The sequence below is a fragment of the Nonomuraea sp. MTCD27 genome (genome assembly GCF_041950495.1).
Classification (GTDB): Bacteria; Actinomycetota; Actinomycetes; order Streptosporangiales; family Streptosporangiaceae; genus Nonomuraea.
Map to the genome: position 1 here is coordinate 125,494 of NZ_JBGNUW010000014.1, position 24,086 is coordinate 149,579.

Sequence of the window (24,086 nt, forward strand, 5' to 3'; positions counted from 1 at the left end):
CGGTGGCGCTCAAGCTGCCCGGCAGGAGCCTGCCCGCGCTCGCCGACGCCCCCGCGCCGGGACGCGCCGACGGCGCGACCGTCGCGGCGGTGTTCGCCGTGGTGCTGATGATCGTGCCCGCCCGGCTGGTGCTCAGGCTGCTGCCGCTCTCCCTCACTCCCGCCAACATCGTGAGCCTGGGGGCGGCGCTGCTGTGGTTGTGCGCGCAGCTCACGCTTACGCTGGGGGTGGCCAAGGGACGCACACCCGTACGCACGGCGCTGTTCGCCTACTTCACCGCCATGGTGGCCACCTACGGCTTCACCACCGCCGGATTCCTGGAGTCCGACGAGCTGAACATGGCGGACCACGCCTTCGTGCTGATCATCGCCTCGGTCGGCATCGGGCTCACGGTCTGCGACGGGGTCCGCGGGTTCCGCCGCCTGGACTTCCTGCTCAAGACCGTCGTGGTCGCCGGCACGGTCATGTCGCTGATCGGGGCCTTCCAGTTCCTGTTCTCCATCGACCTGACGACGTACCTGGAACTGCCGATCCTCCGCTACACCAGCGAGGACACCTTCGTCCTCGAACGCGCGGAGCTGCGCCGGGTGGCCGCCACCGCCGGCCACCCGATCGAGTTCGGCGTCACCTGCGCCATGATCCTGCCGCTGGGCGTGCACCTGGCCACGAAGGCGCGCCTGCGGGGGCAGCCCGCGCTGCGCTGGTGGGTGTGCACGCTGCTGATCGGGTGCGGGCTCATGTTCTCGGTGTCGCGCTCGGCCATGCTGAGCCTGGCGGTGGTCGGCGCGGTGCTGTTCGCCGGCTGGCCGGCGCGGCGCCGCGTGCAGGCGCTGATCGTGGCCGCCGGCTTCCTCGTGGTCATCAGGTTGGCCGCGCCCGGCCTGATCAACGCCATTCTGGGGTTGTTCACCAACCTGGGCTACGACCCGAGCATCCAGTACAGGACGCACGACTACGCGGTCGCCTCCCAGGAGATCGGCCGGCACTTCTGGCTCGGCCGCGGCATGGGGACCTGGTACGCCCCCAAGCACCAGATCTTCGACAACCAGTACATCCTGTCCATGGTGGAGACCGGGCTGTTCGGCACCCTGACCTTCGCCGGGCTCTTCGTGGTCGCCTTCTACTCGGCGCTCAAGGCCAGATACCTGAGCGCCGACCCCGGTGTCCGCGACCTCGGGCTCACCATCGCCGCCTGCCTGGTCGTGCCCCTCGTCGGGTCGTTCACCTTCGACCTGATCGCGTTCGCGACGGCGACCGGGCTGTCCTTCCTCCTGGTCGGCGCGGCCGGAGCGCTGTTGCGGGCCGCGCGGGCCGAGCAGGTCAGCCCGAACCCAGCCGGCGGCACAGCTCCGCCCACGAGCCCGCCGCCAGATCCCGCGCGCTGACCCCGGCGGCGGGCAGCGGCCAGTCGACCCCCAGATCGGGATCGTCGTAGCGCACCGACAGGTCCTCGGCGGGATCGTGCGCGCGGTCGATGCGGTAGCAGGTGTCGACGGGGTCGGTGAGCGACTGGAAGCCGTGCAGCAGCCCCGGCGGGACGTAGAGGGTGACGAAGCTCTCGTCGTCGAGCGTCACCGCCATCGTCTTGCCGAACGTGGGAGAGCCGGGCCTGGCGTCCACCAGGACGTCGTACATGGCGCCGCGGGCGCACCTGACGAGCTTGGCCTCACCCCGCCCCGAGCGGCCGTGCAGGCCGCGGACGACACCGCGGCGCGAGCGGGACTGGCTGTCCTGGGTGAAGGACTCGGGCGTCAGGCCCGCCTCCCTGGCGACGGCGGTGTCGAAGGTGCGCGTGAACAGCCCCCGGTCGTCGCGGTGGGGGGACGGCACGAACAGCAGCACCCCGTCGAGCGCGCCATGCTCTACTCTCATGCCCCCTATATATTCCATGTCGAGCCATCAAATAGGGCGTTTTCTTAGCGTCTTTCACTGTTAACCCCAGCGGACGTAACAAGCCTCCTATATCGCCCGATTACCCGTTGGAACAGGGGCATTCGAGCGATCGGAAGCTGGGGGCGATCGTATTTCCGCGGATCATGCCGTGCCCTCGGCTGCTTCGGCCCGGGTACGGGTCGGCGCGATCGACGTGATGGTGATCACGGAGACGGAGCTGGCCGAGACAGTGGCGGCCGGCTGGCGGGCCGGTCAGGGCGGTTGGATCGTGACAGCCAACGTCGACATCGTCCGCGCGGCCACCCGCGATCCCGAGCTCGCCGCGCTGGTCGCCCAGGCCCAGGTGGTGGTGGCCGACGGGATGCCCGTGGTGTGGGCCGGCCGGCTGGCGGGCGCGGCCATCCGGGAGCGGGTGACCGGCGCCTCCCTCGTGTTCACCCTGTCGGAGCGGGCCGCGGCGGAGGGCCGCTCCGTGTTCCTGCTCGGCGGCGACGAGGGCGTGCCCGAGGAGGCGGGGCGCGTGCTGGCGGAGCGGTATCCGGGCCTGCGGGTGGCGGGCGCGTACTCGCCTCCGTACGGGTTCGACGCCGACCCGCGGCACCTGCGGGAGGTCGCCGAGCGCGTGAGTGCCACCGCGCCCGACCTCGTGCTCGTCGGCCTCGGTTTCCCCAAGCAGGAACGGGTGATCGCGACGCTGCGCGCGCGGCTGCCGGCCGCCTGGCACCTGGGGTGCGGAGCGGGCATCCCGATGGCCGCTGGCCAGTTCAGCCGCGCCCCGGCGCTCCTGCAGCGCAGCGGCGGCGAGTGGCTGCACAGGCTCGCGCTCGAACCGCGCCGCCTGGCCCGCCGCTACCTGGTCCACGACATGCCCTTCGCCCTGCGCCTGCTGGTCCAGAGCCTGCGCATCCGCCTGCGGGAAAGGTGAACGATGCTAGCGGTAGTGATCGTCACGTATCACAGCGCCGAGGTGGTCGCCGACTGCCTGAAGTCGGTCCGGCTGGCCCTGCGTGACCAGGGTCCGGCCCGGGTCATCGTGGTCGACAACGCCTCGGCCGACGACACGGTCAAGCTGGTACGCCAGGTCGACCCGGCCGCCGAGATCGTCCAGTTGGAACGTAACAGCGGCTTCGCGGCCGGGGTGAACGCCGGCATCGCGGCGGCGGCGGGCTGCGACGTGCTGGTGCTCAACCCGGACATCCGGCTCGACCTCGACGCCGTCGCCCGGCTGCGGGAGACGCTGGCCGTACCGGGGACCGGCATCGCCGTGCCCGAGCTCACCGGCGAGGACGGCAGCCTGGACCTCTCGCTGCGCCGGCGGCCCACCGTGCTCAGAGCCGTCGGCGAGGCCCTGCTCGGCGGCCCGCGCGCGGGCCGGTTCGCCCCCCTGGGGGAGCTGGTGGTGGATCGCTCGCGCTACGCCCGCGAGGGCACGGCCGACTGGGCCACGGGAGCCGCGTGGCTGATCTCCCGTGACTGCCTGGACGCGCTCGGCCCCATGGACGAGCGGTACTTCCTGTACTCGGAGGAGACCGAGTACATGCTCCGGGCCGGGGATCGCGGCTTCGCCGTCCGCTACCAGCCCCGGGCGCGGGCGGTGCACCTCGGCGGCGCGCAGCAGACGTCGGGCACGTTGTGGGCGCTGTCGGCGGCCAACCGGGTCCGGCTGCACCGCGAGCGGCACGGGAGGGTCCCAGGGCTGGCCATGCGCGCGGCGGTGCTGCTCAACGAGGGGCTGCGGGCCCTCGCCAAAGGCCGCGTACGCGGCCACCGGCACCGGCTGGCGCTGCGTGCCCTGCTCACCCTGCCGCGGTGGCCGGCCACGCCGACCACGCCCGCCACGCCGACCACGCCGGCGCCGCCCGGCTACGTCTGCTTCTCCGCCCAGGACTGGTGGTACCACAACCGGGCCCACTCCGACTTCCAGCTCATGCGCTCGGTGGCCGGGCGGCGGAAGGTGCTGGTGGTCAACAGCATCGGCATGCGCATGCCGACGCCGGGCAGGACGACCCAGCCGCTGCGCCGGATCGGTCGCAAGCTGCGCAGCGTGGCCAAGTTCGTCCGCAGGCCGATGCCCGACTTCTACGTCATGTCCCCGCTGCCGCTGCCCTTCTACGGCTCGCCCCTGTTACGGCGGGTCAACGCCGTGCTCGTACGCGCCCAGGTACGCGTCGTGTGCCGGGCGATCGGGCTGACCGAACCCGTGATCATGGTGACCATCCCCACCGCCTGGGACGTGGTCCGGCCGATGCGCAGGCGGGCGCTGCTGTTCAACCGGTCGGACCGGCACTCCGCGTTCCCCGAGTCGGACACCGGGACGATCCAGGAGCTGGAGGAGGCCCTGCTGCGCCGCGCCGACCACGTGCTCTACGTCAGCGGGGCGCTGATGGCCGAGGAGCGCCACCTCACCGGAGACCGGGCCCACTTCCTCGACCACGGCGTCGACCTGGAGCACTTCACCAGGAGGGACCGGCTGCCCGCCGACCTGGCGGACGTCCCGGGGCCGCGCGTGGGCTTCTTCGGCGCGCTCGACGACTTCGTGGTGGACTTCGACCTGCTGGAGCGGATCGCGGCGGACCTGCCCGACGTGTCCCTGGTGCTCATCGGCGACGCCACTGCACCGATGGAGCGGCTCACCAAATATCCGAACGTCCACTGGCTGGGCTTCCGGCCCTACGAGGACATCCCGGCGTACGGGTCGGGGTTCGACGTGGCGATCATGCCGTGGCTGGACAACGCGTGGATCCGGCACGCGAACCCGATCAAGCTCAAGGAGTATCTGGCGCTCGGCCTCCCCGTGGTGAGCACGGACTTCGCGGAGCTCGCGAACTATACTGATCGGGTCAGGGCCGTCACCGACCCCGCCGAATTCATCGCGGCCATCCGTTCGATCCTGGACGACGGCGGGCCACGCGAACCCCAAGCGCTGCGCGAGTCCGTGCTCGGCGCGTCGTGGTCATCCCGCGCCGCCGAGCTCATGGCCATGGCCGAAGCGCCGCCAAGCAGAGGCTGAGGAGATTCGATGGGGCGAAAGCTGTCCCTGTTATCCGTGTTCGGCGTCGGGACCCTCGTCCTGGTGCTGGCCTTGCTCTACTTCTATCCCGGCGGGTGGCGTCAGGTCCTGCCGGGTGACGAGCCGACCAGGCCGCCCGGCGGCACGACGGAGCAGCCCGCGACGCCGTCCCGTGGCGCGTCGCTGGAGGCCCTGCCCAGGGTGCCGTGGGAGGGCGGGCCCGCCTACTACGGCAAGTTCGGCGGGATGGCGACCGCGGGCTGGACCGACCCCGCGTTCTTCCCCGTCGGCGTCTGGCTGGAGTCGGTCGTCGAGCCCGGGGACGCCGCAGGCGACAAGGCGCTGGGCCTGAACACGTACATGGGCCTGACGAGCACCAGCAGCGCGCAGCGGGTCCGCGAGGGCGGCATGTGGGCGTTCACGGACAAGCCGCTGGACGGCCACGGGGACGAGACGGTCGGCTGGGTGATCGACGACGAGGCCGACATGTGGGCGGGCCCCGGTGACGCGAAATGGACCGGGAACCACCCCGGCGAGGGGCCGCTGTGCGTCCCCGAGGACCAGAGCTGCGGCTACACCGTGCTGACCGAGCAGAAGAAGCGGCTGCCCAAGGACGGCCGCCTGCACTACGCCAACTTCGGCAAGGGCGTCATCATCTGGGAGAACGACCAGCAGGCCGGCCGGTTCGTCAACGACTACACCGACGTCACCTCGGCCGACGTCTACTGGTACACCAGCGAGGGCATCTGCCAGGACGCCAAGAACTACATCAACGTGCCCCTCGACAAGTGCCGGCGGGCGGCCAACTACGGCATGATCATCGAGAAGCTCCGCCGGCTGGACGCCCTCGACAAGCAGTTGCAGCCCGTCTACGCGGTCGTGGAGGTGGGCTGGCCGGGCGTCGACGACAAGCGCACGATCGAGCCGGACGAGCTGGCCGGCGCCGTGATGAGCTCGCTCATCCACGAGGCCCGCGGGATCCTCTACTTCAACCACAACTTCGGCGGGCCCTGCCAGTCGCAGCACGTGCTGCGCGAGCGCTGCGGCGACCGGATCAGGCCGACGGTCGTCGAGCTGAACAAGCGGATCGCCCAGCTCGCCCCCGTGCTCAACACCCAGTCCTACCAGCACGAGTTCGGCAAGGGACTGGACACCATGCTGAAGCGGCACGGGGACGCCCTCTACGTCTTCGCCATGCCGGACCGCGACGCCGAACCGGGCACCCGCCGGCTCACCCTGCCCGCCGGGGTCGAGGCGAGCCAGGCCGAGGTCCTCTTCGAAGGGCGCACGGTCCCCATCGACGGGTCCGGACGCTTCAGCGACTCCTTCGCGGCCGAGCACTCCTACCACATCTACAAGATCCCGCTCTGAGCCTCACGGCACGTGCACCCGCCCGGGGCGCAGCAGCGCGGCCAGGCAGGCCCGGGCGACGGTCCGCCCCGCCAGCGCGCGCACGGCCTGGCCGAGCAGCTGGATCGCGTGGTAGGCGGCGCCCGCCGGCCTGCCCCGGCGCCGCCTGAACAGCCTGACCCGGTTGACCGCGAGCAGGGCGGCCAGGGCGGGGTCCGTGCCGCCGGCGCCGCCGATGTGCTCGATCACCGCGCGGGGCTCGTACCAGGTCGTCCAGCCCAGGTCGGCGGCGCGCAGGCAGTATTCGGTCTCCTCGCTGTAGAGGAAGAACGACTCGTCCCACCGGCCGACCGCGCGCAGCGCGGGCACCGAGATCAGCATCGCCGCCCCCGTGGCCCAGGCGTACGAGGCCGGCCGTTCGTACGCGCGCGGGTCGGTGACCACCTCCCCGATCCGCCCCAGCCGCCCCGCCAGCGTGCCGCCCAGCAGCGCCTCCGCCAGCGCCCGGCCCAGCGTGGGCATCCGCCGCAACGACGGCTGGAGCGAGCCGTCGGGGTTGACCAGCTTGGGCACCGAGATGCCGCGCCCGGACACGCGCAGCGCCTCGGCCAGCGGCGCGATCGAGCCCGGGCGCAGCCGGCAGTCCGGGTTGAGCACGTAGACGGCGTCGAGCGCGTCAAGATCGAGCGCGTCCAGGCCGGCGTTGACGCCCGCGGCGTAGCCGGCGTTCCTGCCCAGGTCGACCGGGATCACGGGCAGTGCCCCGGCCTGCCGGGCGATGGCCGGCCCGGCGTCGGCCGAGGCGTTGTCGGCCACCACGACCGCGGCCAGCTCCACTCCCTCGGCCGCCGCGGGGAGCGAGGCGAGGCAGCCGGCCAGCACGTCGGCGCTGTTGTAGGTGACGATCACCGCGGCGATGCGCATCGGTGCCCGCTATGACGCCTGCTGGGCGTACCAGGCGACCGTGCGCCGCAGCCCGTCCGCCAGCTCGACGGTGGGCCGCCAGCCGATCAGCTCCAGCGCCGGTCCGAGGTCGGCCACCTGCGTGATGTCCAGCGGCCGGTCGGCGACCGCGCCGAAGCCCGGCCGCGCGCCGCCGCCCGCGATCGCGTAGAGGTGCTCGACCAGCTCGCGCACCGAGGTCTTCACCCCGGTGCCCACGTCGATGGACCGCCCGATGGCCCGGTCGTCCTCGGCGGCGGCGACGAAGGCCGTCACCACGTCGTCCACGTAGACCCAGTCGGCCACCTTGGCGCCGCTGGTCAGGCGCGGCTCCTCGCCGCGCAGCAGTGCCAGCGTCACGTACGGCACCAGCTTCGCCGTGTCCCGCTGCGCCGGCCCGTACACCATGGAGGGCCGCAGGACCGTGCACGGCAGTCCCCACAGCCGGTGGTAGAGGTCGGCGTAGCCCGACGCCGCGCTCTTGGCCATCGCGTACGGCGACGGCGCGGCGGCCTGCCCGTTGCCCGGCCGGGGCTCCTCGATCGAGCCCGCCAGCACCATGCGGCATCCGTGCCGCACGGCGGCGGTCAGCAGGTTGACCGTGCTCTGCAGGTTGCCGGCGAGCGTGACCGGGACCACCTGCGGGTCCCTGGCGCCGTTGACCTCGCTGGCCAGGTGGAAGACGACGTCGGGGGCCACCGCGCCGAGCAGCTCGGCCGTCGCCTCCTGGTCACGCAGATCGACCTGGTGCCACCGCACCGCGCCGTCCGCCGCCGGCCTGCGGCTCACCGCGTGGACGTCGGCCTCCAGCGCGGCCAGGCGCGTGACGAGATGCCCGCCGATGAAGCCCGAGGCCCCCGTCACCAGGGCCCGCCTGCCCTTCCATGCCATGAGCACTCCCCCCGTGGTCACTGGTGCATCCCCGTCCGGCCATGGCCTGTTACACGGACGAATGCAGCAAGTGCGGAAACACGAACGCCGCCGCCCGAGCGGGCGGCGGCGTCAGGTGCGCGGGTGAGTCAGCCGATGCGCCAGGTGTCGCCACCCAGCAGCAGCTCCTCCAGCTCGCCGGGACCCTTCTGGGCCACGGCCTCCTCCAGCTGCTCGGCCATGAGCACGTCGTAGGCCGGGCGGTCGACCTGGCGGAAGATGCCGATCGGCACGTGCTCGAACGCCGGCTCGTCGAGCCTACTGAGCGCGAAGGCCACCGACGGGTCGGGGTTGTGGGCGTCGTGCACGAGGATCTGGTCCTCGCTCACGCCGTCGCGGGCCACGACCTGGATGCCGCCGCTCGGCGCGCGTACGACGGCCTTCGAGGCGCTCACGATCGGCTGCCCGTGCTCCAGCCGCAGCGTGATGTCGTCGCGGACCTCGGGGTCCTTGAGCTGCTCGAAGGCGTTGTCGTTGAAGATGTTGCAGTTCTGGTAGATCTCCACCAGCGACGTGCCGCGGTGCTCGGTCGCCTGGCGCAGCACCGACTGCAGGTGCTTGCGGTCGGAGTCGATGGTCCTGGCCACGAACGACGCCTCGGCGCCGATGGCCAGCGAGATCGGGTTGAACGGCTTGTCCAGCGAGCCCATCGGGGTCGACTTGGTGATCTTGCCGACCTCGGAGGTGGGGGAGTACTGGCCCTTGGTCAGGCCGTAGATCCTGTTGTTGAACAGCAGGATGTTCAGGTTGACGTTGCGGCGCAGCGCGTGGATCAGGTGGTTGCCGCCGATGGACAGCGCGTCACCGTCACCGGTGATCACCCAGACGCTGAGGTCGGGGCGGGAGGCCGCCAGCCCGGTGGCGATCGCCGGCGCCCGGCCGTGGATGGAGTGGAACCCGTAGGTGTTCAGGTAGTACGGGAACCGCGAGGAGCAGCCGATGCCGGAGACGAACACGATGTTCTCGCGCTTGAGCCCCAGCTCGGGCAGGAAGCTCTGCACCGCGGCCAGGATCGCGTAGTCACCGCACCCCGGGCACCAGCGCACCTCCTGGTCGGACTTGAAGTCCTTGAGGCTCTGCTTCACGTCGGTCTTCGGGATGAGCGACAAGCCCTTCCCGTTCACCAGCTCAGTCACTGTCGATCACGTCCTGGATGACTCCGGCCAGCTCCTCGGCCTTGAACGGGAGCCCGCGCACACGGTTGTAGCTGATCACGTCGACGAGGTATCTCGCGCGCAGCAGCAGGGCGAGCTGGCCGAGGTTGATCTCGGGCAGCAGGACCTTGTCGTAGCGCTTGAGGATCTCGCCGGTGTTGGCGGGCAGCGGGTTGAGGTGGCGCAGGTGGGTCTGGGCGACCTTGCCGCCCTCCCGCCTGATGCGCCGTACGGCCGCGGCGATCGGCCCGTACGTCGAGCCCCAGCCGAGGACGAGCACCCTCGCGTCACCGCTGGGGTCGTCGACCTCCAGGTCGGGCACGTCGATGCCGGCGATCTTGGCGGCCCGCGTGCGGACCATCAGGTCGTGGTTGTTCGGGTCGTAGGAGATGTTACCGGTGCCGTCGGCCTTCTCGATGCCGCCGATGCGGTGCTCCAGCCCGGGCGTGCCGGGGATGGCCCACGGGCGGGCGAGGGTCTCGGTGTCACGCTTGAAAGGCAGGAACTCGCCGTCCTCGCCGTTGGGCTCAGTCGTGAATTCCTGCGAAATGTCTGGCAAGTCCGAAATCTCGGGCAGGCGCCACGGCTCGGAGCCGTTGGCCAGGTAGCCGTCCGAGAGCAACATGACCGGGGTGCGGTATTTGACGGCGATCCTGGCCGCCTCGACCGCAGCATCGAAGCAGTCGCTCGGCGACATCGGCGCCACGATCGGCACCGGCGACTCGCCGTTGCGGCCGAACATGGCCATCAGCAGGTCGGTCTGCTCGGTCTTGGTGGGCATGCCGGTGCTCGGCCCGGCCCGCTGCACGTCCACGATGATCAAAGGCAGCTCGGTGGTGACCGCCAGGCCGACGGTCTCCGCCTTCAGCGCCACACCCGGGCCGCTCGTCGTGGTCACGCCGAGCGCGCCGCCGAACGCGGCCCCCAGCGCCGCGCCGACACCCGCGATCTCGTCCTCCGCCTGGAAGGTGCGGATCCCGAAGCGCTTGTGCTTCGACAGCTCGTGCAGGATGTCGCTGGCCGGGGTGATCGGATATGACCCCAGGAACAGCGGCAGCTTCGACTGCACGGCCGCGGCGATCAATCCGTAGGCCAGCGCCTGGTTGCCGGAGATGTTGCGATAGACGCCCGGTGCCAGCTGCGCGGGCTTGACCTCGTACGAGACCGAGAACGACTCGGTCGTCTCGCCGAAGTTCCAGCCTGCCTGGAAGGCCGCGATGTTGGCCTTGGCGAGGTCGGGCTTCTTGGCGAACTTCTGCTCGAGGAACTTGACGGTCTGCTCGGTCGGCCGGTGGTAGAGCCACGAGAGCAGGCCGAGGGCGAACATGTTCTTCGACCGCTCGGCGTCCTTCTTGGACAGGTCGAAACCTTCGAGGGCCTTCACGGTGAGCGAGGTCAGCGGCACCGCGTGCACCCGCCACTCGCTCAGCGAATCGTCCTCCAGCGGGTTGGCGGTGTAGCCGACCTTCTGGAGGTTGCGCTTGGTGAACTCGTCGATGTTCGCGATGATGTCCGCGCCCCTGGGCAGGTCGCCCAGATTGGCCTTGAGCGCGGCCGGGTTCATGGCCACGAGCACGTTCGGCGCGTCGCCGGGCGTGAGGATGTCGTGGTCGGCGAAGTGGAGCTGGAAGCTCGACACACCGGGCAGGGTCCCTGCGGGCGCGCGGATCTCGGCGGGGAAGTTGGGGAGCGTCGACAGGTCGTTGCCGAACTCCGCCGTGCCCGCGGTGAAGCGGTCGCCGGTGAGCTGCATGCCGTCGCCGGAGTCTCCAGCGAATCTGATGATCACGCGGTCGAGTTGCTGGACCTGCTTTGCCACAGCTCAGTCCTCCTCGACGCGCCAATGCGCGGTTGCAGTAGGCGCGTTCTCTGTATCCATGCTAGATCCTCGAAAGGTCACGCGTTTGCATGCCGCGTAAAGCGGGAAACGCGGTCGGAGTCAGTCAGGGTGAGGTGGGAGAACGACGACACAGCCCGGACGCGAGCCTGCAGAGGTCTACATGCAGGCGGGCGAACAGGACGGTTCGGGTCACGAGCGCCAACTATACGTCCCCCCAGCACGTGCGCTACGTCAGGGGCTGCTTACCCGGCAGCTCGTTCCCTGACCTGTACAGGCGTCCGGCCTGCATCCCCGCAGAGCCGTACAACTCAGGAACGGTGACGAAGCTGTAACCCTTCCCGCGCAACCTTTTGAGGATGTCCGGAACCGCATCCACGGTTTCCCGATGAATGTCATGCATGAGAATGATCGCACCTGGATGCGCTTCACGCACGGCCCGGTTCGCGATGTCGTCCTTCGTGCCCCCGAGTTGGTCCCTCGTGTCCACGTCCCACGTGACCAGGGACAGCCCGAGCCGGCGCGCGACGTCGCGCAACTGCTGGTTCACGGCACCGTACGGCGGCCGTGCCACCGTCGGCGTCTGCCCGATGGCCGCCGCCACCGCGTTCCCGGTCTTCTCCAGCGAGTCGGCGACTTTGCTGCTGGCCTGTTTTGACAGGTCCCTATGTGCCCAGCTGTGATTCGCGACCAGGTGGCCTTCCATGCTCATCCGGCGCAGCAGCGCGGGCTGGGCGGCCGCGTTGCTGCCGACCGTGAAGAACGTGGCCCGCGCCCGCTCCTTCGCCAGGCGGTTGAGCAACTCCCCGGTGTACTGCCCCGGCCCGTCGTCGAACGTCAGCGCCACGCACTTGACCCGCGCGCAGTCCACGCTGCCGGCCCGGTTGCTGACGGCGTCGGGGCTGGTCGTGGGGGCGAAATGGGGCCGGTCGCCGGACATCGCGCCCTTGGCCGCCTCCCGTACGCTCTCCTGCGCCTGCCGCCCCAGCCCCGACAGCAGCGGCGCCACCTGCCCGGCCGGCACCGCCACGGCCAGCCGGCCGAGCGAGCACGGCCCGAGCTGGCAGTCGTCGAACTCGACCACGAGGTCCCCGCCGCTGTTGAACGCCATCGAGTCGAACTCGTCCCCGCCCGCTCGCACGATGTCCAGCTCGACCTGGGAGCCGCGCTTCTTGAGCTGCTCCTTGACCAGCGTCGCGAGCCGTTCGAGCGCCGCTTCGCCGGACAGCAGCCCGGTGGAGTCGACGGCCTTGCCCTTGTGGGGGTCGAACCAGTAGGTACGCGTGGAGTTGCCCCAATTGTCGCCCAGGAACTGGCCGGTGCGCAGCCGTACCCCGATGGCCTGCGGCGACGCGGCGGCGAGTTGCCAGTCCACGTTCAGTTCGGGGCGGGGGTACACGGGCTCGTCACCCGTTGTGTAGGCGCGGAAGTCGCGGAGCTGCCGCTCGGCCTGTTCCTGCAGGGCCTCGTTGAGCGCGGGGGCGGTGGCCAGGTCCGGATAGTTGATGTACACGTACCGGCTGCTGGTGGAGTCGCCTTCGGTCAGCGTCCTGGTGGACAGACCGACGATGGTCGCCGGGTCGACGAAGTCGATCATCGTCGGCTCTGCCGGGACCATGACGTCCCTCTCGTTGGAGGCGGCGGCCAGGCCGCATCCGGAGGCCGAGAGGGCCAGCAGAGCGATTCCGGAGAAGAATCGCGATTTGCGCATGCTTGTCAGGGTATGGGGTTGATCTTACTATTTACCCCGATTTTTGACGATAGGTCCAGAGGCTTTGACCGGGCTGGGTACGTACCGGGGGTTGACGCTGTTCCTGGGTTACCATCCCCTCATGGACGGCTACTTCGGGTCCTACGTGCTCGTCGCCGCGCTGCTCGCCATCGGTGTCGCCATCGTGGCCGGAGCCATGTTCGCCAACCGTCTCCTCCGCCCCAACAGGCCCACGGCCGAGAAGCTGACCACGTACGAGTGCGGGGTCGACCCCATCGGCGACGGCTGGGCGCAGTCGCAGGTCCGCTACTACGTCTTCACGTACCTGTACGTCGTGTTCGCCGTGGACGCCGTCTTCCTGTTCCCCTGGGCCACCGTCTTCGACGCGCCCGGCTACGGGCTGACGACTCTGGTCGAGATGTTCGTCTTCCTCGGCTTCATCGCGCTGGGCATCGTCTACGCCTGGCGCAAGCGGGTCCTGAGCTGGACCTGAGATCGTCACCCGCTGGCCCGATCACAGCACCGGCTCGTCCGCGACCCAGGGCGTACCCGGCCTTGAGGCCCTCGTTCACAGCTCGCTGTGGACGGCACGGCACTGCGCGCGCACGTTGACGGCCTCCCCGACCCACCCGTGGGGATTACTCGAGCCGCGGAACCACCACGCAACCCCCAGATCCCCCCAGATACCACCAACGCCACGTCCTCCCAAGGAAGATTCCTTTGCCTGACCTGTGATCCGCGCAAGAATGGCCATATGGCAGCAACGGATCTCCCGATGCCCACCGTGGGCCCGATCTCGCGGTTGGCCCCCAAACCCATGCGCTTCGTGCTCAACTGGGGTCGCCGCTACTCGCTGTGGGTGTTCAACTTCGGGCTGGCCTGCTGCGCCATCGAGTTCATCGCGACCTCGACGAGCCGCCACGACTTCATCCGCTTCGGCGTGATCCCGTTCGCGAACGGCCCGAGGCAGGCCGACCTCATGATCGTCTCAGGGACGGTCACCGACAAGATGGCCCCGGCCGTGAAGCGCCTCTACGAGCAGATGCCCGACCCCAAATACGTGATCTCGTTCGGCGCCTGCTCCAACACCGGCGGCCCCTACTGGGACTCCTACTGCGTCACCAACGGCGTGGACCAGATCATTCCCGTCGACGTCTACGTCCCCGGCTGCCCGCCCAGACCGGAGGCTCTCCTGTACGGCATCACGAAGCTCCAGGAGAAGATCGCGGGAGAGAAGCTCAGCGACCGCTACGTCTGGTCCCGCTCGCACACGCAGTCGCAGCCGGAGGAGGCGTGAGCGGGATCGCCGAGCGGTTCGGCGACCGCGCCCAGATCTCCGAGTCGTACGGCGACACCACCGTCGACGTCGCGCCCGCCGACTGGATCGAGCTGCTCACCTACGCCCGCGACGACCTCGGCCACGCCTTCTTCGACTGGCTGACCGGCGTCGACGACCCGCCGGACGCCTTCCTCGTCGTGGCCCACGTCTACAACCCGGTCGCCGGTCGCCGCCTGCTCCTCCGCACCCGCGTGCCCCGCGAGAACCCGCACCTGCCCACCGCCGTGGGCGTCTACCGGGGGGCGAACTGGCACGAGCGCGAGACGTACGAGATGTTCGGCGTGATCTTCGACGGCCACCCCTACCTCGTCCCGCTCCTCCTGCCCGACGGCTTCGAAGGCCACCCGCTGCGCAAGGACTTCATCCTGGCGGCGCGCGTGGCCAAGGCGTGGCCCGGGGCCAAGGAGCCCGGCGAGTCCGGACACGGTGCCCCGAGCCGCCGCAAGACGCTTCCGCCAGGAGTTCCAGCCGACTGGGGGCCACCCGATGCTTGAAGTGGTGCTGAGCTTCGTCGTCATCCTCGTCGTGTTCCTGGTGCTGCCCCTGATCGTGGGCCAGACGGAGCACAAGGTCATGGCCCACATGCAGTCGCGCCTCGGCCCGATGTACGCGGGCGGCTTCCACGGCTGGGCGCAGCTCATCGCCGACGGGGTGAAGTTCGCCCAGAAGGAGGACGTCATCCCGGCCGCGGCCGACCGCCGCATCTTCATGATCGCCCCTGGTGTGGCGCTCGTCCCGTACCTGGTCGTGCTGATCGCCATCCCCATCGACCGCGGCCTCGTCGCCGTCGACCTCGACCTCGGCCTGTTCTTCGTGCTCGCCGTCATGGGCATCGGCGTCCTCGGCTCGATCATGGCGGGCTGGGCCTCGGCCAACAAATACTCGGTCCTCGGCGGGATGCGCTCGGCGGCCCAGCTCATGTCGTACGAACTGCCCCTCGTCCTGGCCGCCGCATCGGTCGCCATGGCGGCCGGCACGCTCTCGATCCCGGGCATCGTCGAGGCCTGGCAGTGGTGGTGGCTGCCGTGGCAGGCCGTCGGCGGCATCGTGTTCTTCCTGGCCGGCCTGGCCGAACTCCGCCGCCCCCCGTTCGACATGCCGATCGCCGAGTCCGAGATCATCATGGGCCCGATGACCGAGTACACCGGCATGCGCTTCGCGCTCTTCATGCTCTCCGAGTACGTCGGGATCGTCGTCCTGTCCTTCCTGACCACCGTCCTGTTCCTGGGCGGCTGGCACGGCCCGTTCCTGCCCGGCTGGCTGTGGACCCTGCTGAAGGTCTTCCTGCTGGCGTTCGTCGTGATCTGGCTGCGCGTCACCTTCCCCCGGCTCCGTGAGGATCAGCTCCAGAAACTCGCCTGGGCAGTCCTCGTCCCCCTGGCCCTCGCCCAACTGGCCCTCACCGGCGTGGTCAGGGTCCTCATCTGAGGGAAACCACCCGACGTTCCCTTTGGGGTCGTTGCGCTGGATGCGCACCCCGCCCACGGGCCGCGGCCTCGCCCTGAACGGACACACGCACGTCCCCCCGGACACCTACTCGCCCCGGATGATCACCGGCTCATCCATCCTGAACGGACACGCTTTCACTTGCTCGACAGGCGCTCGCCGTGGGCGACGTGGGCTCACCCTGCGTGGATACGGGCACCCTGGAGGGCCGCCACCGGTTGGCCTTGAGGGACGCGGGCTGACCGTGGGTGAGCGACCACCCGGCTGAACTGCGGTCCGACAAGTACGTGTGCACACTGGCGGTCCCGGTCGTTCTACACCTTGACCCGGCGGATTCCAGGTCCTGTGGAAAAGTCTGGTCGCGAAGGCCGTGACACTCCAGATATCGGGCGGCCCAGGCAGGATCGTCGTCGCTGAGCCGGGCCGCCCGTGATCGAACCCCTCCGGTCAGCGGTAGTCGTTCTCCTTCAGCTCGATGACCCAGGCACGACGCTCGGCGATCTTGCCGTCGCGCATGACGAACACCTCTGCCATGGACATGCGCAGCTCGCCGCCCGCGACTCGCTTCACCGTCCCGGTGAGTTCCGCCATGACGACATCGCCCTGCTCGACCATGCGCACGACCTCCAGGTGGGGAGGGTCGACGAGTTCGGGCGGGCCGTCGATGGCCCTGTCATAGGCGTCCTTGCCGGTCAGGTTGAAGGCGCCGAAGACGGTCCACTCGATGTCGTCAGTCAGGCAGGACAGGATCTGCTCGTGATCGTTCTTGCGGAAACCGTCCAGGTAGGTGTTGACGGTCTCAATGTTCCGTGACATGGCTGCTCCTTCGAATCGGGTCTCGTCCATGAGGCACCGCTGTGCGACCCAGCGGTGCCCTCGTAGGAAGGTCGGAGCGGCCAGCGCGTTCTCGACATCACTTCGACAAGCTGACCCTGAACACCCGACACCCATGCCGGCAGGCGCAGAGCGCCACACATTCCACCGCACAGGACAAGCGGAAATTGTCACCTCAACCTGGACCCGACACGAGGTCCGACGACAACACGCGGACACCGACAGCTTCGACTGCAACCGACCACCGTTCGACGGCTGGGGTCAGGGGGTGGCTTCCCGGCTGTTCCTGGCCAGATCCAGGTATTCCTCGCGGGACAGCCGGTGCACGGCCAGGAGCAGGTCGTGTCGTTTGGCGAAGTGCTCCACGTCCTGGGGAGACCAGTGGCCGGGAAGGTGATGGAGAGCTCGGCCTTTGATGTCGAGGATGAAGAGGCCGGTCAGGCCCTCGTAGCGGTAGAGGAGCAGGCTGAAGGCCCGGCCGGGAGACTCGCCCAGGCGTACGTCGGCGATGACCACGCCGGCTCGGGTTATGTGGAGCTTGTTGAACGACCCCAGGATGAGGTACGGCCCGCCGTAGGGACCCACTGCCAAGCCGCGTTTCACGCGTAAACGATGGAATTTGATGCGTGCGGGGCGGATGAGAAGAAGCGCGGGGCTGAAGGCCATGAACAGCCATTTGGCGTCCAGGAAGTCAAGGAGCACTCGGCCGATCGTGGCGATGCCGCGCCAGGCGACCCACATTCCTGAGGAGGCCAGGTAAGCCATCAAGGCGACACCGGCGAATGCCGTACCGATGGCGACCGGTTTACGCCATGTGGCGGTGGACGGGAGCGGGAGCCCGCGGATCCGGCGCCAACCGGGTGCGCGGGAGGCCAGGGCCGCCCGGACCTTGCTGGAGGAGCGGAAGCCGATGTCCTCCAGGGGAATTCCGGCCTTCTGCGCCAACTCCTCCAGGTGAGGGCCGTACCAGTCGCCCGGCAGGTCGAGCAGGACCAGCCCGTCGGCGTCCAGAGCCGCTAACCCCTCAACGGGCGCGGCATCTTCGTCGGAGGCCGGCGTCGGGGAGTGGCGGTAGCGGTAGAGAAGCGCCGGCGTCAGAGTCACCGAATCGCCCGATGCCTTGTCGGTGACCGTCAGTGTTTGGTGCTGGCCGGACGTCAGCACCGTTGTGGGGCATCGGCTGTCTCTTGTTGCCCCTGCGCATGGTTGAAGTTGAATCACTCGTCATCCCCCACCTACTGAAGCCCCCTATTCAGATACGACGGATAAGGCGGAAATAAGGTTTCAGGGTGGGCTGGACCTGGCCTGGGCGACCGCGCCATGTGGTGAACCGCCGTGCGTGATCAGTCGTCCGCCGTCGAGGCCCTCAGCTACGGGCAATGCGTACTGCCTGCCGCCGACAGTGAGCGGCCCCTGTGAGCGGCACACAGCGCGCTGCAGGGCCGTGGATGGTGCGCCGTTCGGGCAAACATGCCCTCAAGTGCCGTACTCCGCGCGCACTGTCCGCGCGCACCGTCCGCGCGCACCGTCCGCGCGCACCGCCAGCGTCCACCGCCAGCGGCCCCACTCTGAGCAGCCCACGCGCTGTGGGGCCATGCGCCGTCCACCGTCGCCCGTCGGCTGATCGGCCGCGGACGCGCCCTCAGATGCCCGTACTCAGGGCAGGGGGACTGCCCGTCGTTCTCCACGGGAGGCGGCACCGCGGATCGTCTGCGAGGGCAGAGCTACGACAACGGACCGGCAGACCGGCAGACCGGCTGACCGGCTGACCGGCTGACCGGCGGACCCGATCACCGAACAATCGCCAGCATCACATCCGACGCCGACGGCCGCTCCTCAGGCCGCTTGTTAAGGCAAGACCCCACAATCCCCCGCAAAGCAGGAGGCAACGGCGATAAGTCCGGATGAAAGGTCAGCACCCGATTGAACACCGCAGGCACCGTGTCCTCCCCGAACGCCGGTCGCCCCGTAGCCGCGAACATGATCGTCACAGCCCAGCTGAACACGTCCGAAGCCGGCCCCACAGCCTCCCCCGTCAACTGCTCAGGCGACATGTACGGCGGCGTCCCGACCATCTTCCCGGACGTCACGGTCACCTGATCAAGCGCCCGCGCGATCCCGAAGTCGATCACCCGTGGTCCGTCATGCCCGATCAGCACGTTGCTCGGCTTGAAATCCCGATGGACGACCCCGGCCTTGTGGATGGCCGCCAGCGCTCCCGCCGTGGACAACGCCAGCCGCGTCAGGCTGTCCTCGTCACGAGGCCCGTGCTTCTTGACGAGCTGCTCGAGCGACGGCCCCTCCACGTATTCGCTCACGATGTACGCGTGCTGCCCGGTGATGTTCACATCGAGCACGCGAGCTGTGGAAAACGTCGCCACCCGCCGCGCCGCCTCCACCTCCCGCGCGAACCTGGCCCGAGCCACGTCATCGCCCAGGTCGTGCAGCACCTTCACGGCCACCCGCACCCCGTTGGGCGCCATGGCCAGATAAACCGCTCCCTGCCCGCCCCGCCCGAGTGGCTGGAGCACCCGGTAGTGCCCGACCCACTCCGGCCCCCTTAGCCGTCGCTGTTGGGCGGGCGGGGCGGGTCGCTGGTGGGTGGGCGCGGTGGTCCGCTGCCGCAGGTCGACCTGGGCGGACGCCGCCCCCGTGAGCCGGGCGCGCACCATGAAGGGCACGAGGATCCCCGAGTGGATGACCCCACCGATCCAGCTGACCAGCAGCCCCAGCGAGACCAGGATGGACAGGGGCTCGGGGAAGTCCTCGTAGTCCTCGTAGGACAAGGCCGCGATCACGAACGAGCCGATGGCCATCAGGTAGACCGACGCGGCGAAGGCGTGCCAGACGCTGCGCAGCCAGAAAGCCGCGACCCCGATGGTGAACGGGGTCGCCAGTCCGCACGTGAACAGGGGCAGAAGGGCCCACACGACGGCGGCCGTCCACCTCATGCCACTCGGGCGGATCGGATGGCTTTGCTGCATGGCCGAGAGACTATCGCCATGCCCTGGTTCATACCGGGCATGCACACAGCTTGTGGATAACCTCCCGTCAGCCTGTGGACAGCTGTGGAAAAACTGGGGACAACGCTCTGGCTCATTCACCTGCGCGGCCAAGTACGTCATGATGTTGAACCATGGCGCGGATACCGGGAGTCGGACTGGCAAAGGGGTTGTCCATCACCCTTCGCCACATGCTGCGCAAATCGGTTACGCAGCAATATCCCGAGGTCAAGCCCGCCCTGCCGCCTCGCAGTCGAGGCGTCATCGCCCTGGTTGAGGAAAACTGCACCTCTTGCATGCTCTGTGCCCGAGAGTGCCCCGACTGGTGCATCTACATCGACTCGCACAAGGAGACGATCCCGGCCCCTGAGGGAGGCCGCGCCCGCCAGCGCAATGTGCTCGACCGCTTCGCCATCGACTTCGCGCTGTGCATGTACTGCGGCATCTGCATCGAGGTGTGCCCCTTCGACGCGCTCTTCTGGTCACCGGAGTTCGAGTACGCGGAAGGCGACATCCGCAACCTCCTTCACGAGAAGGACACGCTGGCCACCTGGGTCCAGACCGTCCCCCCGCCTCCGGCCCACGACCCGGGTGCCGAACCCCCCAAGGAACTGACGGCCGCGCCCCGCCGCCCGGCGTCCGACCGCCCCGCCCGTACACCGGCGGCTCAACGCTCCCGTACGGCCACCCCGCCGGCCCCGACACCCGCGGCCACCCCCGAAGGCGGCGAGCCCACCCCGCAGGAACGGCCGGCCACCCCGCCGAGCGCCGAAGCCACCCCAGAGCCAGCGCCCGGAACCCCGGACACGAAGCCCACGCCCGGCACCCCTGCCGAGCCGCCCACGAAGGCCCCCGAAGCCGGCCCTTCGTCGCCCGCCCCAGGCGGCCGCCCCCGCCGGCCGATGACGAACGTACGCGGAATCCGCCCCCCAGGCGCCCTGCCGCCCACGTCCCAGGGCGACGTTCCCTCCGCGACCCCTGGGCCGGAAGACACGCGCCCTGGAGAACCACCGGCGGACCGCGGCACCGAGAGGACGAGCGAGGCCACCCCCACGGAGCGCCCGCGGCCCCCGACCGCGGACCAGCCCGTTGGCGAGGCCCGGCCCTCGAGCGAAGCCCAGGAGGCCCGGCCGGAGGAAGAGGCCCGGCCGCAGGAGCCGGACCAGACCCCGGAACAGGACCAGAGCCAGGCTTCATCCACAGGGCAGCCACTGTCGGGAGAGTTGTCCACAGCCTCGGGCGAACCGCCGCCGAAGCCCGATCCCGAGGAGCAGACTTCTGCCGCGAGCCCCCGCCGGCGCAAGATGGCCGATCCACGGTCCATCCGGCCGCCAGGGCGGCTCGGTCCTGACGACACGAGGGAGTCCGAGGAGGAGTCGTGACCGAAGCGGTGCCCTCCTACCTGTCACCCACCGGGCAAGAGATCGTCTTCTTGCTGCTGGGCGCGGTAGCGGTTGGCTCGGCGCTGCTCGTTGTCACGACCAAACAGCTCGTTCACGCGGCCCTCTGGCTGGTGCTCTGCTTCGGCGCGCTGGCCGGCGGCTATCTCGTGCTGACCGCCGAGTTCGTGGCCTGGGTCCAGGTGCTCATCTATGTGGGCGCGGTGGTCGTGCTGCTGCTGTTCGGCATCATGCTCACCCGCGCTCCCATCGGCCGCTCCGCCGACCTGGACAGTGGCAACAGGCTGGTCTCAGCCGTGGTGGCGGTGGCGACGGCGGCGATCCTGGTCACGGTGGTGATCGACGGATTCCGTACGGCCTACACCCCGCTCACGCCCGGTCCCGGATCTGCGAAGGAACTCGGCGCCAGCGTGTTCGCCACCTGGGTGCTGCCGTTCGAGGCGCTCTCCGTGCTGCTGCTGGCCGCTCTGATCGGCGCCATCGTCCTGTCCCGGACGGACATCCCCGGCGGCTCACCGACACCCGAGAGCTCGTCCAGCCCTGACGGCTCACCAGGCCGACCGGAGAGCACCTCACGACCCGACGGGGCCGCGGGTGGCCAGCCACCCGACCGCATCGTGGGCAGCCCGCCACCCGACCGCATCGTGGGCGGCCAGCCACCCGATCAGACCGGGGGTAACTAGTGCACATCGTCTACCCCGCGGTCATCTCCGCGCTCCTCTTCTCCATCGGCGTCTACGGCGTGCTCGCCCGGCGCAACACGATCCTCGTCCTGATGTCGGTCGAGCTGATGCTCAACGCCGTCAACCTCAACCTGGTCGCGTTCGACGTCTGGCTGGGCGACCGCCTGCACAGCGGCCAGGTGCTCACGCTGTTCGTCATCGTCATCGCGGCCGCCGAAGTGGGCCTGGGCCTCGCGATCGTGCTGGCGCTCTACCGAAACCGCCGCACCGTCGACATCGACCACCTCCGCGACCTCGCGGAGCCCACGGACGACCACGCCGGCACGCCCACGGCCCCGGACCGCCCGGCCGATCAGATGGCCGACGGCCGCCCGGACGGCCCGACGTCGCCGGCACGCACCCGGTCCGACAACGCCGACCCCACCCCCGGACCCGAACCCCCAGCCCGGCCCGCCCTCCCCGCAGAGCGGGCGGCGGACCCGAACGGCGGACGTGGGGACGAGCAGCCCGTCAAGCGAGGCGGTGGCACGCTGTGACGACCTTCCCACTGCTGGCCATACTCCTGCCCTTCGCCGCGGCCTTCGCGGGCCTGCTGCTCTCCCGCCGACCGCACCGCCGAGCGCCGCACCACCAGCCGCCCGGCCACCAACCGCCCAGCCACCAACCGCCTGGCCACCAACCGTCGGGCCGGCGAGCGCCGCACCAGCAAGCGTCGGGCCGGCGAGCCAACACCCGAGCGGCCTGGATCGCGATCCTCCCCACGGCCGCCTCCGCGATCCTGGCCATCTGGCTCGCCTGGGGCCCAGGCTTCGCCTATCTCAACGGCGGCACCACCGCGACAACGCCACCCACAGGCCAGACCTACGGCACCATCGTCACCGGCGGCATCCCGATCTCGCTCACCCTCCAGGCCGACGACCTCTCGGGCATCCTCGGCGTCCTGGTGACCCTGGTCGCCCTCGCCGTACAGGTCTACTCGGTCGGCTACCTCAAAGACGACCCCCGCTATCCCTCCTACAGCGCGTTCATCAGCCTGTTCACCAGCGCCATGCTCCTGGTCGTCTACGCGGGCGATCTCCTGGTCCTCTACGTGGGCTGGGAGATCATGGGCCTGTGCTCCTACCTCCTCATCGGCCACTGGTGGGAAGACCGGGGCAATTCGCGCGCCGCGGTGAAGGCGTTCCTCGTGACCCGCCTGGGCGACGTCGGCTTCCTCTTCGGCATCTTCGTGCTCGGCGTCGCGGCGGGCAGCTTCCGCATCGCCGACGTGCTCGCGAAGGTGCCGGAAATGTCCGCGGCCACCCTGGTGACGGCCACGATGCTGCTGCTGGCCGGCGTGGCGGGCAAGAGCGCGCAGGTGCCGCTGCACACGTGGCTCCCCGACGCCATGGCGGGCCCGACGCCGATCAGCGCCCTCATCCATGCCGCCACCATGGTCGCCGCCGGCATCTTCATCGTGGCCCGGCTCTTCCCGGCGTTCCTCGGCGCCCGCCCCACGCTCGACGTGCTGGCCGTCATCGCCGCGCTGGGCATGCTCGGCGCCGCCCTGGCCGCGCTCGCCCAGGACGACCTGAAACGTGTCCTCGCCTACTCCACGGTCAGCCAGCTCGCGTACATGGCCGGCGGACTCGCCGCGGGCTCCGACACCGCGGCCATCTTCCACCTGCTGACCCACGGGGCGTTCAAGGCGCTGCTGTTCCTCTGCGCGGGCGCGGTGATCCACCACGTCGGCTCCAACCTGATGACCCAGATGGGCGGCATGCGCCGCGAGCTGCCGGTCACGTTCGTGACGATGACGATCGGCTTCGCCGCCCTGATGGGCATCCCTCCGGTCAGCGGCTTCTTCAGCAAGGACGGCGTCCTGCTGGCCATGGAAGGCGCCCTGTCCGGCGGCGCCGCGCCGGGCGGCCTGACCGACGCGGCGGCCCTCCTCCTGTACGGCTGCGCGCTCGCGACCGTGGCCGTCACCGGCGCGTACGCCACCAGAGCCTGGCTGCGCACCTTCTTCGGCGAGCCGAGGGCCGTGGCGCTCCCCGAGCCGGAGCCGGGCACGGCCCACGTCGTGGACGTCACCGAAGCCCCCCGCACGATGCTCGTGCCCCTCATCCTGCTCGCCGTCCCCGCCCTGCTGCTGGGCTTCGCCGGCGAACCGCACCTGGACCTGGGCGTGGCGGCCGTCAGCGTCGTTCTCGCGGCGCTCGGGGCAGGGGTGGTCTACGCGTTCTGGCGCAGCGATCCCATCGCCGACCCGGCCCGCCTGCTGGGCCCGCTGAGGGCGCCGTGCGAGCGGGCGTTCTACGTGGACGCCGTCTACGCCGCGCTGTTCGTACGCCCGGTGCTGGCCCTGGCCAGGCTCGTCGTCAGGACGGACGACGTGGTCGTGGACGGCGCGGTACGCGGCTCGGGGAAGTCGGCGCGCGGATTGTCCGGAGTGCTGCGACTGGCCCAGAACGGCAACGTCCAGCTCTACGTGAGCGGCCTGCTGGCCGGCGTCCTGTTGATCGCGGTGGGGGCGGTGGTGTTCACGTGATGGGCCGGACCGGCGTCAGAATCCC

General features: G+C 69.9%; 21 protein-coding genes and 1 pseudogene. 12 read left to right on the top strand and 10 right to left on the bottom strand.

The window, feature by feature from the left end:
• Positions 1-2 precede the first annotated feature (2 nt).
• Positions 3-1,385 (top strand): O-antigen ligase family protein, encoded by a 1,383-nt coding sequence (locus ACBJ59_RS35730; RefSeq protein WP_375114598.1) that lies wholly within the window; start codon positions 3-5, stop codon positions 1,383-1,385.
• On the opposite strand, the gene ACBJ59_RS35735 is transcribed toward ACBJ59_RS35730, so the two are convergent.
• Complete coding sequence (locus tag ACBJ59_RS35735) at positions 1,321-1,872, bottom strand: dTDP-4-dehydrorhamnose 3,5-epimerase family protein (RefSeq protein WP_375114599.1); 552 nt, start codon at positions 1,870-1,872, stop codon at positions 1,321-1,323. The genes ACBJ59_RS35730 and ACBJ59_RS35735 overlap by 65 nt on opposite strands.
• A gap of 169 nt (positions 1,873-2,041) precedes the next feature.
• On the opposite strand from ACBJ59_RS35735, the gene ACBJ59_RS35740 reads away from it, so the two are divergent.
• Genes ACBJ59_RS35740 through ACBJ59_RS35750 form a run of 3 tightly spaced genes read left to right on the top strand, consistent with a single transcriptional unit; the run spans position 2,042 to position 6,274 of the window.
• Complete coding sequence (locus ACBJ59_RS35740; RefSeq protein ID WP_375114600.1) at positions 2,042-2,818, top strand: WecB/TagA/CpsF family glycosyltransferase; 777 nt, start codon at positions 2,042-2,044, stop codon at positions 2,816-2,818.
• A 3-nt stretch (positions 2,819-2,821) separates the two neighbouring features.
• Positions 2,822-4,903, top strand: coding sequence for a glycosyltransferase (locus tag ACBJ59_RS35745; protein ID WP_375114601.1), 2,082 nt, complete (start codon positions 2,822-2,824; stop codon positions 4,901-4,903).
• 9 nt (positions 4,904-4,912) lie between these two features.
• The gene (locus tag ACBJ59_RS35750; RefSeq protein ID WP_375114602.1) at positions 4,913-6,274 is read left to right on the top strand and encodes a hypothetical protein; all 1,362 of its coding nucleotides are present in this window, start codon (positions 4,913-4,915) and stop codon (positions 6,272-6,274) included.
• Positions 6,275-6,277: 3 nt separating this feature from the next.
• Here ACBJ59_RS35750 and ACBJ59_RS35755 read toward each other — a convergent pair whose 3' ends face one another.
• The 6 genes from ACBJ59_RS35755 to ACBJ59_RS35780 all read right to left on the bottom strand — a co-directional run bounded on the left by ACBJ59_RS35755 (position 6,278) and on the right by ACBJ59_RS35780 (position 12,827).
• Entirely contained in the window at positions 6,278-7,177 is a 900-nt protein-coding gene (locus ACBJ59_RS35755; RefSeq protein ID WP_375114603.1) for a glycosyltransferase family 2 protein, read from the bottom strand.
• Between the two features lie 9 nt (positions 7,178-7,186).
• Positions 7,187-8,086 (bottom strand): NAD-dependent epimerase/dehydratase family protein, encoded by a 900-nt coding sequence (locus tag ACBJ59_RS35760; RefSeq protein WP_375114604.1) that lies wholly within the window; start codon positions 8,084-8,086, stop codon positions 7,187-7,189.
• A gap of 128 nt (positions 8,087-8,214) precedes the next feature.
• Positions 8,215-9,261 carry a 2-oxoacid:ferredoxin oxidoreductase subunit beta gene (locus tag ACBJ59_RS35765; protein WP_375114605.1) on the bottom strand — a complete coding sequence of 349 codons (1,047 nt, stop codon included), beginning with the start codon at positions 9,259-9,261 and terminating at the stop codon, positions 8,215-8,217.
• Positions 9,254-11,098, bottom strand: coding sequence for a 2-oxoacid:acceptor oxidoreductase subunit alpha (locus tag ACBJ59_RS35770; RefSeq protein WP_375114606.1), 1,845 nt, complete (start codon positions 11,096-11,098; stop codon positions 9,254-9,256). The genes ACBJ59_RS35765 and ACBJ59_RS35770 overlap by 8 nt, the downstream gene beginning before the upstream one ends.
• A gap of 124 nt (positions 11,099-11,222) precedes the next feature.
• Positions 11,223-11,312 carry a putative leader peptide gene (locus ACBJ59_RS35775; RefSeq protein WP_311132193.1) on the bottom strand — a complete coding sequence of 30 codons (90 nt, stop codon included), beginning with the start codon at positions 11,310-11,312 and terminating at the stop codon, positions 11,223-11,225.
• A 33-nt stretch (positions 11,313-11,345) separates the two neighbouring features.
• Complete coding sequence (locus tag ACBJ59_RS35780) at positions 11,346-12,827, bottom strand: polysaccharide deacetylase family protein (RefSeq protein ID WP_375114607.1); 1,482 nt, start codon at positions 12,825-12,827, stop codon at positions 11,346-11,348.
• Between the two features lie 121 nt (positions 12,828-12,948).
• Between ACBJ59_RS35780 and ACBJ59_RS35785 the strand changes: the two genes are divergently transcribed.
• From ACBJ59_RS35785 to nuoH, 4 genes are all read left to right on the top strand, one after another.
• Positions 12,949-13,320, top strand: coding sequence for an NADH-quinone oxidoreductase subunit A (locus tag ACBJ59_RS35785; RefSeq protein WP_375114608.1), 372 nt, complete (start codon positions 12,949-12,951; stop codon positions 13,318-13,320).
• 282 nt (positions 13,321-13,602) lie between these two features.
• Complete coding sequence (locus ACBJ59_RS35790) at positions 13,603-14,124, top strand: NADH-quinone oxidoreductase subunit B (protein ID WP_375114867.1); 522 nt, start codon at positions 13,603-13,605, stop codon at positions 14,122-14,124.
• Positions 14,121-14,660, top strand: coding sequence for an NADH-quinone oxidoreductase subunit C (locus tag ACBJ59_RS35795; RefSeq protein WP_375114609.1), 540 nt, complete (start codon positions 14,121-14,123; stop codon positions 14,658-14,660). The genes ACBJ59_RS35790 and ACBJ59_RS35795 overlap by 4 nt, the downstream gene beginning before the upstream one ends.
• On the top strand, positions 14,653-15,594 hold the full coding sequence (nuoH, locus tag ACBJ59_RS35800; protein ID WP_375114610.1) for an NADH-quinone oxidoreductase subunit NuoH: 942 nt from the start codon (positions 14,653-14,655) through the stop codon (positions 15,592-15,594). Before ACBJ59_RS35795 ends, nuoH begins: the two co-directional genes overlap by 8 nt.
• Before the next feature lie 465 nt (positions 15,595-16,059).
• On the opposite strand, the gene ACBJ59_RS35805 is transcribed toward nuoH, so the two are convergent.
• From ACBJ59_RS35805 to ACBJ59_RS35815, 3 genes are all read right to left on the bottom strand, one after another.
• Complete coding sequence (locus ACBJ59_RS35805) at positions 16,060-16,428, bottom strand: nuclear transport factor 2 family protein (protein ID WP_375114611.1); 369 nt, start codon at positions 16,426-16,428, stop codon at positions 16,060-16,062.
• Positions 16,429-16,707: 279 nt separating this feature from the next.
• Entirely contained in the window at positions 16,708-17,610 is a 903-nt protein-coding gene (locus ACBJ59_RS35810; protein ID WP_375114612.1) for a hypothetical protein, read from the bottom strand.
• Positions 17,611-18,236: 626 nt separating this feature from the next.
• A complete protein-coding gene (locus ACBJ59_RS35815; RefSeq protein ID WP_375114613.1) occupies positions 18,237-19,475 on the bottom strand; it encodes a serine/threonine-protein kinase in 1,239 nt (412 codons plus the stop codon).
• Between the two features lie 269 nt (positions 19,476-19,744).
• Here ACBJ59_RS35815 and ACBJ59_RS35820 point away from each other — a divergent pair, with 269 nt between their 5' ends.
• The 4 genes and pseudogenes from ACBJ59_RS35820 (at position 19,745) to ACBJ59_RS35835 (ending at position 24,061) form a co-directional block, all read left to right on the top strand.
• Positions 19,745-20,830 carry a 4Fe-4S binding protein gene (locus ACBJ59_RS35820; RefSeq protein ID WP_375114614.1) on the top strand — a complete coding sequence of 362 codons (1,086 nt, stop codon included), beginning with the start codon at positions 19,745-19,747 and terminating at the stop codon, positions 20,828-20,830.
• Positions 20,827-21,531, top strand: coding sequence for an NADH-quinone oxidoreductase subunit J (locus ACBJ59_RS35825; protein WP_375114615.1), 705 nt, complete (start codon positions 20,827-20,829; stop codon positions 21,529-21,531). Before ACBJ59_RS35820 ends, ACBJ59_RS35825 begins: the two co-directional genes overlap by 4 nt.
• Positions 21,531-21,812 (top strand): annotated as a pseudogene (nuoK, locus tag ACBJ59_RS35830) (NADH-quinone oxidoreductase subunit NuoK); the annotation flags it as partial. The gene ACBJ59_RS35825 and the pseudogene nuoK, both read left to right, overlap by 1 nt.
• 251 nt (positions 21,813-22,063) lie before the next feature.
• The gene (locus tag ACBJ59_RS35835; RefSeq protein ID WP_375114616.1) at positions 22,064-24,061 is read left to right on the top strand and encodes an NADH-quinone oxidoreductase subunit L; all 1,998 of its coding nucleotides are present in this window, start codon (positions 22,064-22,066) and stop codon (positions 24,059-24,061) included.
• The last annotated feature ends 25 nt before the right edge of the window (positions 24,062-24,086 follow it).